Source organism: Pseudomonas citrullilanati (assembly GCF_030580855.1).
In the GTDB taxonomy this organism is placed as follows: Bacteria; Pseudomonadota; Gammaproteobacteria; order Pseudomonadales; family Pseudomonadaceae; genus Aquipseudomonas; species Aquipseudomonas citrulli.
Map to the genome: position 1 here is coordinate 64,090 of NZ_JAUQOP010000012.1, position 16,689 is coordinate 80,778.

The window sequence follows — 16,689 nt, forward strand, 5'->3', positions numbered from 1 at the left end:
CAGGCCCCATCGCGAGCAAGCTCGCTCCCACGAAGACCTGCAGTGAACACAACTTTGTGGACACCCGCAGCCCCCGTGGGAGCGAGCTTGCTCGCGATGAACGACAACGCGGTCTTCAAACCCACCCGCTGCTCTGCATTGCCTTGTACACCGCCACCACCGCCAGGACGAAAAAGGCCGAGGCGGCCAGGCGGCGGATCAGGTTCAGGGGCAGCTTCTCGGCGGCGAAATTGCCGGCCAGTACTACCGGCACGTTGGCAATCAGCATGCCCAGGGTGGTGCCGATGATCACCAGCCACAGCTCCGGGTACTGCGCGGCGAGCATCACCGTGGCGATCTGGGTCTTGTCACCGATTTCCGCCAGGAAGAACGCAATCAGAGTGGTCAGGAACGGGCCGAATTTGCGGGCCGTGGTGGTTTCCTCATCGTCCAGCTTGTCCGGGACCAGGGTCCACAGCGCGGTGGCCGCGAAGCTGGCCGCCAGGATCCAGTGCAAGACCGCATCCGAGAAGATACTGCCCACCCAGGCCCCCACGGCCCCCGCAGCGGCATGGTTGGCGAGCGTGGCCGCGACGATGCCGGCGATGATCGGCCAGGGCTTGCGAAAGCGTGCCGCCAGGATGAGCGCGAGCAGTTGCGTCTTGTCGCCAATTTCGGCCAGCGCGACGATGGTGGTAGGTACGAGGAAAGAGTCCAGCATCAGGTGGTTCCTAAAGGGGCGGGTCGACACGGCTATGACACGTACAGCCTTCCCGCCCCGGGTAAGGTGTGCGTGTCATAGGTCTTGTCAAACCCAACGGCCATCTGCGTGGACGCTTGGATCGCATACGCCATGGTCTGCTGACCAAGTGTGTTGACGTATGCCGGGCGAGCAGGGCGCTCGCGGGAGACTACTCCCCTAGGACGGAGCGGATTCTGCCTAGGCAAATCCGATAGGGCAAGCGCTGTTTTGCAAAAAGGCTCAGCCGCGCCTGGCCTGGTAGATGCGAAACCCCTGGCCCTCGGCCTTGATCGTGCAGGCGCCCAAGTGCTCTTCGATCAGCGGCTGGTACTTGAGGAAGCTGTTGGCAACCAGCCGCAGTTCGCCGCCGTTCTTCAGGTGTTTCGCGGCTTTTCGCAGCAAGTTCTCCGTGGCGAAGTAATCGGTGTGCACGCCGACATGGAACGGTGGGTTGCTCAGGATCGCGTTCAGGCCCATCGGCGCGGCGTCGATCCCGTCACCGGTCAGTACCTCGGCGTCCAGGCCGTTGGCCGCCAGGGTCAGGCGACTGCTGGCGGCAGCGAACGCATCCACGTCCAGTAGCGTGACGGTATTGTGTGGATAGCGCCGCTTGACCACCGCGCCGAGCACACCGGCACCACAGCCGAAGTCCAGCAAATGCCCGCTGGGCAATTTGTCCAGGTGCTCGAGCAGCAACGCGCTGCCGCGATCCAGGCGACCGTGGCTGAACACGCCAGGCAGGCTGATGACGCTCAGCGGGCCTTCGGCCAGGGGCAATTCGTAGGTCTGGGCCAGGCTTTCCAGCGGCTTGGCCTCGGGCGCATTGGCCACGGTGACCTGCCACAACTGGCAATGCCGCGCACTGTCGAGCTTGCGCGGCTTGCCGAAAGGGTTGAGCTGCTTGGACGCGCCTTCGATGCCGCTGCGTTTTTCCCCCACCAGGTACACCTCGCGCCCGGCCAGGCGCGCCGCCACGGCGTTGAGGATGTAGTCGGTGAGGTCCTTGGCCTTGGGCAGGAACACCACGGCGGTGTCGAACCCGTGTTCCGGGACGGTGACGCCAAAGTGGCTGCGCTGCGGGAACCGCGCATCCAGCGCGGCCTGGTCGCCGGCATGCCAGCACCAGCCTCGGGCCTCGGGCAAGCGGCCGAGCAGGTCGTCGGCGGGCAAGCCGGCCAGCAAGACCTGGCCCTGGAATAACTCGGCCTGACGAAGCAGTACTTCACTGCGCGGATCCATGGTCTGCTCCTTGAAAAAGCCGGTAGAAAAAAGTCCGGCAGTTTATCAACTGACGACCCGCAGCGCTGTACCGCTGAAAAAGCCCTGGGCATTCTCGGTCATCTGCCCGACGATCCGTTGCCGCGCCTCGCGGCTGCCCCAGGCGTTATGGGGGGTGATGATCAACCGGGGAATGTCGCCCGCCAGCAGCGGATTGCCCTGGCTCGGCGGCTCGACGCTCAGCACGTCGGTGGCGGCCCCGCCCAGGTGGCCGCTACGCAAGGCGTCGGCCAGGGCCTGTTCGTCGATCAGGCCACCACGGGCGGTGTTGACCACGAAGGCACCGGCTTTGAGCCGAGCCAACTCCCGGGCACCGATGAAGTTCCGGGTGTGTTCGTTGAGTGGGCAGTGCAGGGTCAGGGCATCGACCTGCGGCAACAGCTGGTCCAGCGCCAGGCGGTCGGGCCGGGCCGGACGCCCGGGGATCTGCCCCAGCAATACGCGCATGCCGAAGGCTTCGGCCAGTCGCCCGACGGCGCTGCCCAGTTCACCGTGGCCCAGCAGCCCCAAGGTCTTGCCTTGCAGCTCGACGATCGGATAGTCCAGCAGGCAGAACTGCGACGCCTGTTGCCAGCGGCCTTCACCCACCGCTTTCTGGTAGTCGGCCAGGCGTGTCGCCAGGTTCAGCAGCAGCATGATCGTGTGCTGGGCCACCGACGGCGTGCCGTAGCCCTGGCAATTGCACACGGTGATGCCCTGGCTGCGGGCGGCCACCAGATCGACATTGTTGGTGCCGGTGGCGCTGATCAGGATCAGCTTCAAGCCAGGGTTGGCGGCCATCGCGGCCGCATCGATCACCACCTTATTGGTGATCGCCACGGTGGCGCCCTGGAGTCGCTCGGTCACCTGGTCCGGCGTGGTGCGGGCGAACAACTGCAACGTGTCGAAGCAACTGCGCAGCGGCGCCAGGTCCAGGTCGCCGAGGTCCAGGGACGGGTGATCGAGGAAAACGGCGCGGGCAGTGTTTGTCATCAGCTGTACCTTTTATCTCAAGAATCGAAGGCGTAATGTGGCGAGCCTATCAGATGGGATATGGCCGTGGCCTGGCCCGAATGTCGGGGGCCTATGATTCACTCGCCACACAATCGATGGTTGTTTCGAGATTGCGTTAGCCAAGGAGCTCCACCATGTACCTCACCGAATTCCTCACCGTCGCCCTGATCCACCTGCTGGCCGTCGCCAGTCCCGGGCCGGACTTCGCCGTGGTGGTGCGCGAAAGCGTGACCCACGGCCGACGTGCCGGGACCTGGACCGCGCTGGGCGTGGGCACGGCGATCTTCCTGCACGTGGGTTATTCGCTGCTGGGCATCGGCCTGATCGTGTCGCAGTCGATCGTGCTGTTCAACGCATTGAAATGGGCCGCCGCCGCCTACCTGCTGTACATCGGCTTCAAGGCATTGCGGGCGAAGCCGGCCAAGGCCGCCGAGGAAAACCTGCACAAGGAAGTCGGCGAGCGCAGCGCACGCGGGGCGTTCACCGCAGGCTTCATCACCAATGGCCTGAACCCCAAGGCCACGCTGTTCTTCCTGTCGCTGTTCACCGTGGTGATCAACCCGCACACGCCCTTGGCGGTCCAGGCCGGCTACGGCGTGTACCTGGCGGTGGCCACCGCGATGTGGTTCTGCATGGTGGCCATGTTGTTCAGCCAGCAACGGGTGCGCGCCGGTTTCGCCCGCATGGGCCACTGGTTCGACCGCACCATGGGCGCGGTGCTCGTGGCCATCGGCGTAAAGCTGGCTTTCACCGAAATGCATTGAGGGGGCTGGACGCCCCGCGGGTGGTGCCCGGGGGCGTCCTGCCGTCAGGCCTGGCGCTGGCGGGCGTAGTCCAGGAACGCTTCGAGGTCGTCGCTGCACAACAAGGGCGAGACAGCCTTGACCTCCTCCATCGGCCATTCCCACCAGGCCGACGCCAGCAGGGCCTGGCGCACCGGTTCGTCGAAACGCCAGCGGATGAACCGGCAAGGGTTGCCGCCGACAACCGCGTAGGGCTCGACATCGCGCGTCACCACGGCACCGGCGGCGACGACGGCGCCGTGGCCGATGGTCACCCCCGAAAGGATCATCGTTTCGGCACAGATCCAGCAGTCGCTGCCAATCACCACGTCGCCCTTGGTCGGGTTGCTGCCAGGGATGTGCCTGGCTTCGTCGATCATCAGCGGGAAGGGGAACGTGCTGACCCAGTCCATGCGGTGCCCGCCCCCCAGGAGGATCTTCACCCCGTTGGCAATGGAGGTGTAGGAGCCGATCCTGAGCACCGTGTCATCGCCGAACTCGGTCACCTCGGGGATGCCATAGGTGCCGACGCCAACCTGGTACCTGGGATAGCGCAGGCGGATCTTTTCCGGAGCCCTTTCGAGTTTTTCCAAGCGCTTGAGGTACTTGCGGGTCCTGCGTTCCTTGAGTTTCTGCAAAAACTTCACGACCCGGACCTCACGGTCGAGCGCGACAGCAGCAACCGCCTGAAACGCCTGAGGCTGGTCTTGTTCCAGTGGCGCCATGGAATGCTGCGCAGCAGTTTCCAGGCGTCTTTCTTGTCTTCCACCACGGCGTACTTCAGCGCCTTGTGGATCAGCACCGTGCGGGCCGACTCGTACGCGGGATGATCACGGTAGGGCGCGATGGCCGCCAGGTCCGCCTCGAGCATCAACTTGTACTTTCGCGACAGGTTATTGGGGTGGCGTCGATAGCGCGTGACCGTGACGGGCAACTCGTGGACTTCATAACCCAGGTGGGCAATACGCAGGGTGATCTGGAAATCCTGCACCCGCAGCAGCGGGTCATAGAATTCGGCGCTGCGCAGCGCGCTCATGCGGTACAACGCCGTGGGCGCACCGATGACCACGGCCTCGCGCAGGATGTCGTCGAAGGTATACACCCGGGTGCTGGTGCGGCGTTGCTCCTTGATGGCCTGGCCGTTGCTGTTCATGTAGATGATCAGCGCGCCGACACACCCCGTCTCGGGATGATGGTCAAGGTAGTCGGCGCGGACCCGCAGCGAATGCGGCAACATCACGTCGTCCAGGTCCGGTGTCGACACGTACTCACCCCTGGCGTATTTCAAGCCATGGTTGAGCGCGGCGCTGACGCCCTGGTTCGCCTGGGAATAGAGCTGGAAGTCATAGGTCTGCTGCAACTGCCGGAGCATGGCCAGGCTGTTGTCGGTCGAGCCGTCGTCGACCACGATGACTTCGTAGTTCGGGTAATCCTGCGCGAAGATGCTGTGAATGGCCTCTTCCAGGTATTTCTCGGCGTTATAGCAAGGCGCCACGATTGAAATCAGCGGCGGTATTTGCGACGCGGTGGCCTGGGGAGGTACTAATTCAGTGCTCATTGTTCTCCGTAATGGCCAGGCGGCAATCTTTATTCGTCCATGGATTTTGTAATAAAGCTGATGGCATATGCTCGCCTTTGAAGGGCGTTCTGACAAGGTTTTGTACAAATGGCCCGGGAACCGCGCAATTACTGGCCCAAGGCTAGTATCCACGGACCGTTCAAATCATTCCTTTGGCTGATTTGATCGGCGCATAAGCCCTCTAGAGTGCTTACCTCCAGCCAAGACCGTGCAGTCAGAAAAGGGACTCCCATGTTGCAGACTCGCGTTATTCCTCCAGCCGAAGGCGCTTATCAATATCCGTTGCTGATCAAACGACTGCTGATGTCCGGTGCCCGTTACGAGAAGACCCGCGAGATCATCTACCGCGACCAGTTGCGCTACACCTATCCGACGCTGATGGAACGGGTTGCGCGCCTGGCCAACGTCCTGACCGAGGCCGGGGTCAAGGCCGGCGATACGGTGGCGGTGATGGACTGGGACAGCCATCGCTACCTGGAATGCATGTTCGCCATCCCGATGATCGGGGCGGTGATCCACACCATCAACGTGCGCCTGTCACCGGAACAGATCCTCTACACCATGAACCACGCCGAGGACCGCTTCGTGCTGGTCAACAGCGAGTTCGTCGGCCTGTACCAGGCCATTGCCGGGCACCTGACCACGGTCGAGAAGACCCTGCTGCTCACCGACCTGCCGGAAAAAAACGCCGAGCTGCCGAACCTGGTGGGCGAGTACGAGCAATTGCTGGCCGCCGCCAGCCCCACCTACGACTTCCAGGATTTCGACGAGAACTCCGTCGCCACCACCTTCTACACCACCGGCACCACCGGCAACCCCAAGGGCGTGTATTTCACCCACCGGCAACTGGTGCTGCACACCATGGGCGTGGCCACCATCATGGGCGCCATCGACAGCGTGCGGCTGCTGGGCACCAATGACGTCTACATGCCGATCACGCCGATGTTCCATGTGCATGCCTGGGGCCTGCCGTACGTGGCGACCATGCTCGGCCTCAAGCAGGTCTATCCGGGCCGCTACGACCCTGAATTCCTCGTCCAGCTGTGGCACAAGGAGCAGGTCACCTTTTCCCACTGCGTGCCGACCATCCTGCAGATGCTCCTCAACGCCAAGGGCGCCCAGGACACCGATTTCGGCGGCTGGAAAATCGTCATTGGCGGCAGTGCGCTGAACCGCAGCCTCTATGAAACGGCCAAGGCCCGGGGGATCCAGCTCACCGCCGCCTACGGCATGTCGGAAACCGGCCCGCTGGTGTCCTGCGCGCACCTCAACGAAGAACTGCTGGCGGGCAGCGAAGACGAGCGCACCACCTACCGGATCAAGGCGGGCGTGCCGGGGCCGCTGGTGGAGGCCGCGATCATCGATGCCGAGGGGCGCTTCCTGCCCGCCGACGGCGAGACCCAGGGCGAGCTGGTGCTGCGCGCACCGTGGCTCACCGAAGGCTATTTCAACGAGCCGCAGAAGGGCGCCGAGCTCTGGGCGGGCGGCTGGCTGCACACCGGTGACGTCGCCACGCTCGACAGCATGGGCGTGATCGACATCCGCGACCGGATCAAGGATGTGATCAAGACCGGCGGCGAATGGATCTCGTCCCTTGACCTGGAAGACCTCATCAGCCGTCACGTGGCGGTACGCGAAGTAGCAGTGGTCGGCATTCCCGACCCGCAGTGGGGCGAACGTCCCTTTGCCTTGCTGGTGGTTCGCGAAGGGCATCAGGTCGGGGCGCGCGAGCTCAAGGAACACCTCAAGCCCTTCGTCGAGCTGGGGCACTTGAGCAAGTGGGCGATCCCGAGCCAGATCGCCCTTGTTACTGAAATTCCCAAGACCAGTGTCGGCAAGCTCGACAAGAAGCGCATCCGCGTCGACATCACCGAATGGCAGAGCAACAACAGCGCGTTCCTCTCGACGCTTTGAGCCTGTTTGCCGTGCCCGAACGGGCACGGCAGCCCCACCAAGCAAGCGCTTGCCTTGTCAAACCGCAAATTTCAGCCATCCTTGCCGTGCCGACACCTGTCGGCCTGGCGAAAGGACTGTTCCAGAGTGGTCGGGGCTGCAAATCACACTTTAGAGGGATCAAGCCGTACTACCTGCTGGCTATAGTCCGTTGACGGATTTTTCAGGAACGGGGCGCACGCACGAAAGGGCGATGCGACTCCGACGCAGGTCGGGACGCTGCCGCTCCCTGCCGTCGGGGTGTTCCTGGATAACCACTGCCATAACAATAATGCAATGGAGTAGCGTCGATGACCTCAGCAACCACGTTCTGGCGCCGGGCAAAATTGCCTCTGGCGGTCAGTCTCGCCTCTTCGCTCGCCGGCCCGGCCTTCGGCGTCAGCTTCAACATCGGTGAAATCGAAGGCCAGTTCGACTCGTCCCTGTCGGTCGGCGCGAGCTGGTCCACGGCCAAGCCCAACAAGGACCTGATCGGCGTCAACAATGGCGGCAAGGGCCTGTCCCAGACCTCCGATGACGGCCACCTGAACTTCAAGCGTGGGGAAACCTTCTCGAAGATCTTCAAGGGCATCCATGACCTGGAGCTGAAGTACGGCGATACCGGCGTGTTCGTGCGTGGCAAGTACTGGTATGACTTCGAGCTCAAGGACGAAAACCGCCTGTACAAGGACATCAGCGACAACAATCGCAAGGAAGGCGCCAAGTCCTCCGGCGGGCAGATCCTCGACGCATTCGTCTACCACAACTATGCGATCGCCGATCAGCCGGGCTCGGTCCGCCTGGGCAAGCAGGTCGTCAGCTGGGGCGAAAGCACCTTCATCCAGGGCGGCATCAACTCCATCAACCCGGTCGACGTGTCCGCGTTCCGCCGTCCCGGCGCCGAGATCAAGGAAGGCCTGATCCCGGTCAACATGTTCTACGTGTCCCAGAGCCTGACCGACAACCTGTCGGCCGAGGCGTTCTACCAGCTGGAATGGGACCAGACGGTAGTGGATAACTGCGGCACCTTCTTCTCCCAGCCGGATGTGATTGCCGATGGTTGCGACAATAACCTGCGGGTGTTGAACAAGCGTTCCAGCGTCCCGCTGCCGGGCGTGGTCCTGCCCATCCTGGAAGGCCAGGGTGTCGACATCAACGAGGAAGGCGTGCTGGTACGCCGTGGCCCGGACCGCGATGCCCGCGACAGCGGCCAGTGGGGCGCATCGCTGAAGTACATGTTCGAACCGCTGGACACCGAGTTCGGTGCCTACTTCATGAACTACCACAGCCGTGCGCCGATCTTCAGCGCCCAAGGCGCTGCGCCGCAGTTCTACACCGCTGGGCCCATCGCGGCACTGCGTCCGTTGATCGTGGCGGGTAACTCCAACTATTTCGTGGAATACCCGGAAGACATCCGCCTGTACGGGTTGAGCTTCTCCACCACGCTGCCTACCGGCACGGCGTGGAGCGGTGAGATCAGCTACCGTCCCAATGCACCGGTGCAGCTGAGTACCACCGACATTCTCTTCGCTGGCGTGACGCCGCTCCCCGGCTACGGCAATGCCTCGGTGCTCCAAGGCACGCCGGGCCAGGACCTGCATGGCTACAACCGTAAAGAGATCACGCAGTTCCAGACCACCTTCACCCACTTCCTCGACCAGGTCATGGGCGCCAGCCGCCTGACCCTGGTGGGTGAGATCGGGGTGACTCATGTGGGTGGCCTAGAAAGCAAGTCCGAGGCCCGCTACGGCCGTGACCCGGTGTTCGGCCCGGGCAAGCTGCCCAATGATTTCTGTAACTCGCTCAATACCTCGACCGCTTCCGGTGGCGGCCAGACCGTCGGCAACGTGAACAGCAACTGCAACAACGACGGCTTCACCACCTCCACGTCCTGGGGTTACCGCGCACGCGCCATCTGGGAATACCCGGACGTCTTCGCCGGGGTGAACCTCAAGCCCAACGTGGCCTGGTCCCACGACGTCAAGGGCTACTCGCCAGGCCCTGGCGGGAACTTCGAGGAAGGCCGCAAGGCCGTCAGCCTCGGGTTGGATGCCGAATACCAGAACACCTACAACGCGAGCCTGGCCTACACCAACTTCTTTGGTGGCGACTTCAGCACCGTGGACGATCGCGATTTCCTGGCGCTCAGCGTCGGCGTGACCTTCTAAGCACCGTATTTCAGGACGACACACTATGAAAAGAACAAAAAGTCTGTTGCAGGTCGGCGTTTTGGGGCTGTCCCTGCTGGCCGCCAGCGTCATGGCGGCAGTGCCTGCCGCCGAAGCCGACAAGCTGGGCAAGAGCCTGACGCCGATGGGCGCCGAGATGGCCGGCAATGCCGATGGTTCGATCTCCGCCTGGAAGCCCATGGCCAAGAACGCCGGCAGCGTCGACAGCAAGGGTTTCCTGTCCGACCCGTACGCCAGTGAAAAACCGCTGTTCACCATCACCGCGCAGAACGTCGACCAGTACAAGGACAAGCTCGCGCCGGGCCAGTACGCCATGTTCAAGCGCTACCCGGAGAGCTTCCGGATGCCGGTCTACCCGACCCATCGTGGCGCCACCGTGCCGGATGAAGTGTTTGCCTCGATCAAGAAGAACGCGGTGAACACCAAGCTGGTGTCCGGCGGCAACGGCCTGGAGAACTTCGAGACCGCCGTGCCGTTCCCGATTCCGCAGAGCGGCGTGGAGGTGATCTGGAACCACATCACCCGCTACCGCGGTGGCAGCGTGACGCGCCTGGTGACCCAGGCCACGCCGCAGCCCAACGGCTCCTACAGCCTGGTGTACTTCCGCGACCAGTTCGTGTTCCGCGACAAGATGAAGGATTTCGATCCGGCCAACCCGGGCAACATCCTGTTCTACTTCAAGCAGCAAGTGACCGCGCCGGCGCGCCTGGCCGGCGGTGTGCTGCTGGTGCACGAAACCCTCGACCAGGTGAAGGAGCCGCGTTCGGCGTGGGTCTACAACGCCGGCCAGCGCCGCGTACGCCGTGCGCCGCAAGTGTCCTATGACGGCCCGGGTACCGCCGCCGACGGCTTGCGTACCTCCGACAACCTGGACATGTACAACGGCGCACCGGATCGCTACGACTGGAAGCTGGAAGGCAAGAAAGAGCTGTACATCGCCGCCAACAGCTACAAGATCGATTCGCCGCAACTCAAGTACGCCGACATCCTCAAGGCCGGCCACATCAACCAGGACCTGACCCGCTACGAGCTGCGTCGCGTCTGGCACGTGACCGCGACCCTGAAGGAAGGCCAGCGCCACATCTACGCCAAGCGTGACTTCTTCATCGACGAAGACACCTGGCAGGCGGCGGTCATCGACCATTACGACGGTCGTGGTCAACTGTGGCGCGTGGCCGAGGCCCATGCCGAGAACTACTACGACAAGCAAGTGCCGTGGTACGCGGTGGAAACCCTCTACGACCTGCAGTCCGGCCGCTACCTGGCGCTGGGCATGAAGAACGAAGAGAAGCAGGCCTACGACTTCGGTTTCACCGCCAGCACCGCCGACTTCACCCCGAACGCACTGCGTCAGGACGGCATTCGCTAAACCGCTTTACCCGAGGCCGCATCCTCGAAGAAACGCCCCGACCTGGTTCGGGGCGTTGTTTTTGGGGCCAACACAAAACCCCTGTGGCGAGGGGATTTATCCCCGTTGGGTGGCGAAGCGACCCCCTAAGCCATTACCTCGGAACATCAGCCGGATAGCCTTCAAGCTTTTTGGGCTGCTTCGCCGCCCAGCGGGGATACATCCCTCGCCACAAAAACGCCCTCTGCAAGGGCCATCGGCTTGTAGTCTTTTTGTAGCCATTTGTAGCACTCCCTTCAATACCTCTTCGTTTACCGCTAGTCTGCGGACATCTGCAACGCCGCCACCCGCCTTTCAACAAGAGCCGGCCATGACTGATTTGTCCTCACTTCCGGATTCTGCCCGCGCAGCCATCGCGGTCCAGGACGGGCGTTTCTACCGCCCGCCCTTGCCCGACGGTCACGTTGTGCGGCCGCGGTTGTGCGAGCGCTTGAGCGCGGGGCTGGGTGGCCGGCTGCTGTTGGTGAGTGCCCCGGCGGGGTTCGGCAAGAGTTCCCTGGCGGTGGAGTTCTGCCAGGGCCTGCCGAGTCATTGGCAAAGCCTCTGGTTGGGGTTGAGCGTCCGCGACAACGACCCGGGGCGTTTCCTGGAGCGGCTGCTCGAAGGGCTCCAGGCGTTCTTCCCGCAATTGGGGCGCCGGGCGCTGGGGCTGTTGAAAATGCGCCAGCGGCATCAACCCTTCGCCTTCGAGGAATGGCTCGACGGCTTGCTGGACGAGCTGTCCAGCCACCTTTCGCCGCGTGACCCGCTGCTGCTGGTGCTCGACGACTACCACCTGGCCCAGAGCCCGGTGCTGGACCGTTGCCTGCAATTCTTCCTCAATCACTTGCCCGACGGCCTGCTGGTGCTGGTCACCAGCCGCCAGCGTCCGGACTGGCACCTGGCGCGCCTGCGCCTGTCGCGGCAACTGCTCGAATTGAACGAGCAGGACCTGCGCCTTACCCATGAAGAAGCCCAGACCCTGCTCCAGCACCACAGCAGCTCGTTGCGCGGCGAAGCGTTGGACAACCTCATCCAGCGCAGCGAAGGTTGGGTGGCCGGGCTGCGTTTCTGGCTGCTGGCCGCCGCCGAGGCCGGTACCGAAGGCCAGTTGCCCCAGGCTTTGCACGGTGGGGAAGGGCTGATTCGCGACTACCTGCTCGAAGAGGTCATCGACTGCCTGCCCGCCGAGGTGCAGGCCTTTCTCTACGACACCGCCCCCCAGGAGCGCTTTTGCAGCGCATTGTGCGACGCGGTGCGCGAAGCCCACGACAGCGCCGAGATCCTGCGCTACCTGGCGGCCCACCAGGTGTTCCTGGTGCCGCTGGACGAACACGGCCACTGGTACCGCTATCACCACCTGTTTTCCGACTTGTTGCGCAGTCGACCCAGCTTGCCGGCCATGGTCCCGGCGGCGACCCTGCACCTGCGCGCCTGCCGCTGGTTCAACGCCCAGGGCCTGATCGACGAAGCCGTGGAGCAGGCACTGCGGGCCGGGCACCTGGACGTGGCGGCGAACCTGGTGCAGAACCTCTCGGAGGAGCAACTGCTGGCCGAGCAGAACGTCGGGATGTTGTTGCGCTGGAAAATGGACCTGCCCGACAGCCTGCTGATCAGCACCCCGCGACTGATCGTGCTCTACAGCTGGGCGCTGGGGCTGGCGTGCCAGCTGGATGCCGCCGAGGAGTTGGCGGCGCACCTGAGTCGCTTCCTGCCGGCGCCCTCGGCCACCGCGCAAAAATCCATGCTTGCCCAATGGCTGGCCTTGAGCGGAATCGTGGCCCGAGGCCGCGGGGATCGCGAAGCCACCGTGCGCTATTGCAGCGAAGCGCTGGAAAGCCTGCCGCACAAGCGCTACGGCCAGCGTCTGATGTGTTTGTCCACGTTGTCCAACCTGGCGATTGCCGACGGTGACCTGTGGCGCGCCCGCGCCCTGAACCGGGACTCCCTGGAACTGGCGCAGCGAGTCGGCAACCCGCTGTTCGAGGCCCTGGCCCATTACGATCGCGCCCGGGTCCTGCAAGCCCGCGGCGAGATCCAGCGGGCGCTGGACGAAGTGCACCAGGGCCTGCAACGCCTGCACGCGCTGTCACCGCAACGGCTGTATGCGGTGCGGGCGCGGTTGACCCTGTACGAAGGGTTCCTGCTGACCTTGCGCATGCAGCCCCAGGCCGGCTTGACGCGGTTGCAGGCCGGTCTCACCGAAGCCCGTGCCTGTCGTGATATCAGCGTGTTGCTCGGTCATTGCGTGATCGCCCGTATCGAGGGTGCCAGCGGCGAGTTCGCCCGGGCCTTCGCCGAACTGGCCGAGGCCGAACGCCTGATGCACATCTGGGACGTGCCGCCGATCTACTACCTGGCGATGATCACCCTGGTCAAATGCGAGCTCTGGCTCGCCCAGGGCCGCACCGACCTGGCCGAGGCCTGGTTGTCGCGGCTCGGGCAGACCTACACCGGCGAACGGGCCGCCGCGCCGCCGGAATTCCATCCGCAACTGCCGCTGCATGTCGAGCTGCAACAGGCGCTGCTGGAATCGATCCGTGGGCAGCCGATGCTTGCCGAGGGACGGCTCAACGCCTTGCTCGAACATGGGCAGCAAACCGGCCGGCAAATGCTCAGCGTGATGGCGCTGAACCAGAAAGTCGCCCTGTTGCTCGGGCTTGGCCGCGAACCCGAGGCGCGGCGTGCCCTGGCCCAGGCCTTTGAAGCGGCAGGCGGTGGTGTCCTGCAGCCGTTCGAATGGCTGCTGGGCGAGCACCGCGAATGGCTGCGCGAACAGCTGTCGCATGCCGCGTCCAGCCCCGTGCGCGAGCGGTTGCTCGAACGCCTGCCGTCGGCGGTGACCCAGGCGGTCGACCCTTCGGCCTCGGTCGAGACTCTTAGCAGTCGCGAGCGGGCCGTGCTGCAACTCATCGCCCAAGGTTGCTCGAACCAGGAAATCAGCGAACAGTTGTTCATTTCCCTGCATACGGTGAAGACCCACGCCAGCCACATCAACAGCAAGCTCGGCGTCGAGCGCCGCACCCAGGCGGTGGCGCGGGCGAAGGCGTTGGGGTTGTTGGGGTGATGAGCGCTACGGGGGGCGAGAAGCTTTTGTGGCGAGGGGATTTATCCTCGTCGGGTGCGAAGCACCCATGAAACCTGAGTACACGGTGCATCAGGCGAGAGCGTTGCCCAAAGCTCTGGGGCTGCTTCGCGCCACAAAAGCCGGTCAGAATCAGTAAGGAACGACGTCAATGCTCCCCCTCTACAAAACCATCCCATCCCCCGTCGGCCAACTGATCCTCGTCGCTCGGGAGCGCAAGCTGGCGGCTATCCTCTGGGAGAACGAGCGGCTCAACCGGGTGCGCCTGGGGCCGCTGGAAGAAGACAACCAACACCCGACCCTCAGGGAAACCGAGCGCCAACTCGCGGAATACTTCGCCGGCCAGCGCAGCCGCTTCGAGCTGGAGCTGGATTTCGCCGGCACCGACTTCCAGGTCCGGGTCTGGCAGGCATTGCTGACCATTCCCTTCGGCCAGACTCGCAGCTACCGCGACATCGCCATCCAGATCGGCCAACCGACAGCCGTGCGTGCGGTTGGCGCAGCCAATGGCCGCAACCCGATCTCGATCATCGCCCCTTGTCATCGCGTCATCGGCAGCTCCGGCAGCCTGACCGGTTTCGCCGGCGGGCTGGCCGCCAAACAGTTCTTGCTCAGCCTCGAAGGCCAGCAGACCCTGCAACTGGCCTTCTGAAAGCCAGCCCACCCTGTCTGAAAGCCCAGTCCACCCCTGTGGGAGCGAGCCTGCTCGCGAAGCGGTGGGGCAGCTTGAATAGATGTTGAATGTGCCACCGCCATCGCGAGCAAGCTCGCTCCCACAACGGCAGATGACCCTCAGGCCGGCGGCGACTTCGGTGGCTGCATGCGGGTCGGCGGCTGGCCGTTGGCGTTGTGCTGGTAGATCCGCGCCGGTTGTCCCTGTTCATTGAGGAACACCTGGCCAATCCCCGCGCCATTCCACAACCGCTCTCCCGCCTCGGCGTGTTCCGGGGTATGGGGAACGATGCGCATGCTGCGGCGCTTGGTGAACCAGTTCAGGGGCGAGCGTGGGGCGTAGAGCCAGCGGTTCAGGCGGTCGAACCACGCCAGCAACGCGGGTGGGAATTCGTTCTTGATGCCGCTGCTGGTGATCTGCCAGATGCGCGGGCCGCCCTTGCGGTGTGGGATCAACACCTCGTAGACGAAGGAATAATGCACATCGCCGGACAGCACCACGTAGCTGCCGGGCGTGCGCGAGTGTCGGAAGATGTTCAGGATCACTTGGGCCGCACCGCGATGGGCCATCCAGTTTTCCGCGTCCACCAACAGCGGATAACCGCACCAGCTGAAGACCCGTTGCACGGTCTCGATCAGTTTCACGCCAAAGATCGGTGCCGGTGAAACGATGATCGCCGAGGGGTGATCCAGCAGCTCCTGCTGCAGTTCGCTCAGGGCTTCCCAATCCAGCAGGCCGGAGGGGCGCTTGAGGTTGTTTTCGCTGCGCCAGCGACGGGTGCGGGTGTCGAGCACCACCAGGGCTGGCGTGCTCGGTATCACGTAGTGCCACTGTTGAAACCCCAGCAACGTGTCGATCAAGGTGTCCTGAGGCGCGCTGTCGAGGTAACGGTCGCGGGCGGTGGCGGTCAGGGCAAGGGTTTGCTGGAGCACATCGGCAAAGGCATCGGGGTTGTTGCCCCAACCCTGGCAGAGCATGTAGGCGATCAAGGCGTTGCCGATGATGCGCTTGGAGAACGGGTGGCCGTAGGCCGTTTCCTCCCATTGCGCGGAAAGATTCCAGTCGTCGGTGATGTCGTGATCGTCGAAGATCATCAGGCACGACAGGTGCGCGAACACCCGCGCCACGCCGTCCAGCCCCGCCTTGAAGACGTCGATGCGCTGCTGTTCCAGCTCGTAGCGTTGGCGGCGGTCGGGTGTCAGTTCGGGTGGTGTCGGCGCGATCAGCGTCCAGGGCACGGGCGACCACACCAGCAGGTACATCGCCATGACCTCGGCGAAGGTCACCAGGTGATTGTCGGCGCTGCTGCTGGTGAAGATCGGCTTGCGCGCCCCGCCGAAAAAACGCTCGCGCAGGGTCTCGTTGCTCTCCAGGGCCGGTAGCAAATCGGCGCGATGGTAATAACTGGCGGGGTGCCGATACAGCTTGGCGCTGTCCTCCACCACGGCGCCGTCCAGGCATTCCTCGAACAGGCCCAGGCGCTCGATCAAGGCATGGATCGCCCGCAGCATGGGGCCTGCGACGTCGTCGGCATACACCTGGTCGCCGCTCATCATCAGCAGTGCCGGGCGTTGTACGGGCTCCTGGGCCAACAACCGATCGACGCAAAGCAGGCCGTCGTTGGCCGGGTAATGGGGCTTGCGGCAGGACCCGTGGACCAGCTGCTCGATGCGCGAATGCAGCATGAAGTTCGGGCACCGCGCGCCGTCATACAGCAGATGGGGGGCCCACTGGGCAATCGGCGCGCCGTCCACCAACAGGTCGTAGTCGATCGACGTGTCCTGGGGCAGGGGGCTGTCGAGCGACACGTCAATCAGGTGGACGAACGCACGCTGCCCCACCGGCACCACCGTGCAACGAGACGCGTCGAGGACCAGGTCGCCCACCCCGTCGATCCGCAGCGTCAACGCCAATGGTCGCGTGCCCACCAACCACAGCACCAGCCGCGTGGGTTCCAGGCGCCGCAGCAGCGGGCCGACCAGCACGGGGGGCAGGGAAGGGGCGATGTCGGGGGAAGACGGCAGCATGGGTGGCGCAGGCTCTGTCCAGGGCGAGCCGGGGATCATAGCG

12 protein-coding genes and 1 riboswitch are annotated in these 16,689 nt (G+C 64.0%); of the genes, 6 read left to right on the forward strand and 6 right to left on the reverse strand.

The genetic code is table 11. The annotated features are described in order from the left end of the window. Positions 1-115 precede the first annotated feature (115 nt). The 3 genes from Q6A48_RS10960 to Q6A48_RS10970 all read right to left on the reverse strand — a co-directional run bounded on the left by Q6A48_RS10960 (position 116) and on the right by Q6A48_RS10970 (position 2,971). Complete coding sequence (locus Q6A48_RS10960) at positions 116-700, reverse strand: TMEM165/GDT1 family protein (RefSeq protein WP_304554123.1); 585 nt, start codon at positions 698-700, stop codon at positions 116-118. Positions 701-789: 89 nt separating this feature from the next. After that, a riboswitch (yybP-ykoY riboswitch) is annotated at positions 790-912 on the reverse strand. 49 nt (positions 913-961) lie between these two features. Further along, the gene (locus tag Q6A48_RS10965) at positions 962-1,960 is read right to left on the reverse strand and encodes a methyltransferase (RefSeq protein WP_304554124.1); all 999 of its coding nucleotides are present in this window, start codon (positions 1,958-1,960) and stop codon (positions 962-964) included. Positions 1,961-2,005: 45 nt separating this feature from the next. Then, positions 2,006-2,971 carry a 2-hydroxyacid dehydrogenase gene (locus Q6A48_RS10970; protein WP_304554125.1) on the reverse strand — a complete coding sequence of 322 codons (966 nt, stop codon included), beginning with the start codon at positions 2,969-2,971 and terminating at the stop codon, positions 2,006-2,008. 155 nt (positions 2,972-3,126) lie between these two features. On the opposite strand from Q6A48_RS10970, the gene Q6A48_RS10975 reads away from it, so the two are divergent. Beyond that, positions 3,127-3,756 (forward strand): LysE family translocator, encoded by a 630-nt coding sequence (locus tag Q6A48_RS10975; protein WP_304554126.1) that lies wholly within the window; start codon positions 3,127-3,129, stop codon positions 3,754-3,756. Between the two features lie 44 nt (positions 3,757-3,800). Here the strand turns inward: Q6A48_RS10975 and Q6A48_RS10980 are convergent, their stop codons facing one another. After that, positions 3,801-4,421 (reverse strand): CatB-related O-acetyltransferase, encoded by a 621-nt coding sequence (locus Q6A48_RS10980; protein WP_304554127.1) that lies wholly within the window; start codon positions 4,419-4,421, stop codon positions 3,801-3,803. Beyond that, positions 4,418-5,332: a glycosyltransferase family 2 protein gene (locus Q6A48_RS10985; protein WP_304554128.1), complete on the reverse strand. Its 915-nt coding sequence runs from the start codon at positions 5,330-5,332 to the stop codon at positions 4,418-4,420. Before Q6A48_RS10985 ends, Q6A48_RS10980 begins: the two co-directional genes overlap by 4 nt. A gap of 252 nt (positions 5,333-5,584) precedes the next feature. On the opposite strand from Q6A48_RS10985, the gene Q6A48_RS10990 reads away from it, so the two are divergent. The 5 genes from Q6A48_RS10990 to Q6A48_RS11010 all read left to right on the forward strand — a co-directional run bounded on the left by Q6A48_RS10990 (position 5,585) and on the right by Q6A48_RS11010 (position 14,598). Next, positions 5,585-7,267 (forward strand): fatty acid--CoA ligase, encoded by a 1,683-nt coding sequence (locus tag Q6A48_RS10990; RefSeq protein ID WP_304554129.1) that lies wholly within the window; start codon positions 5,585-5,587, stop codon positions 7,265-7,267. Between the two features lie 329 nt (positions 7,268-7,596). Continuing rightward, on the forward strand, positions 7,597-9,453 hold the full coding sequence (locus Q6A48_RS10995) for a DUF1302 domain-containing protein (RefSeq protein ID WP_304554130.1): 1,857 nt from the start codon (positions 7,597-7,599) through the stop codon (positions 9,451-9,453). 25 nt (positions 9,454-9,478) lie between these two features. Then, entirely contained in the window at positions 9,479-10,843 is a 1,365-nt protein-coding gene (locus Q6A48_RS11000; RefSeq protein ID WP_304554131.1) for a DUF1329 domain-containing protein, read from the forward strand. A 349-nt stretch (positions 10,844-11,192) separates the two neighbouring features. Continuing rightward, positions 11,193-13,928, forward strand: coding sequence for a winged helix-turn-helix domain-containing protein (locus Q6A48_RS11005; protein WP_304554132.1), 2,736 nt, complete (start codon positions 11,193-11,195; stop codon positions 13,926-13,928). Positions 13,929-14,097: 169 nt separating this feature from the next. Then, positions 14,098-14,598 (forward strand): methylated-DNA--[protein]-cysteine S-methyltransferase, encoded by a 501-nt coding sequence (locus Q6A48_RS11010; protein WP_304554133.1) that lies wholly within the window; start codon positions 14,098-14,100, stop codon positions 14,596-14,598. Positions 14,599-14,738: 140 nt separating this feature from the next. Here the strand turns inward: Q6A48_RS11010 and Q6A48_RS11015 are convergent, their stop codons facing one another. Continuing rightward, complete coding sequence (locus Q6A48_RS11015; RefSeq protein WP_304554139.1) at positions 14,739-16,646, reverse strand: alkaline phosphatase D family protein; 1,908 nt, start codon at positions 16,644-16,646, stop codon at positions 14,739-14,741. Between the last annotated feature and the right edge of the window lie 43 nt (positions 16,647-16,689).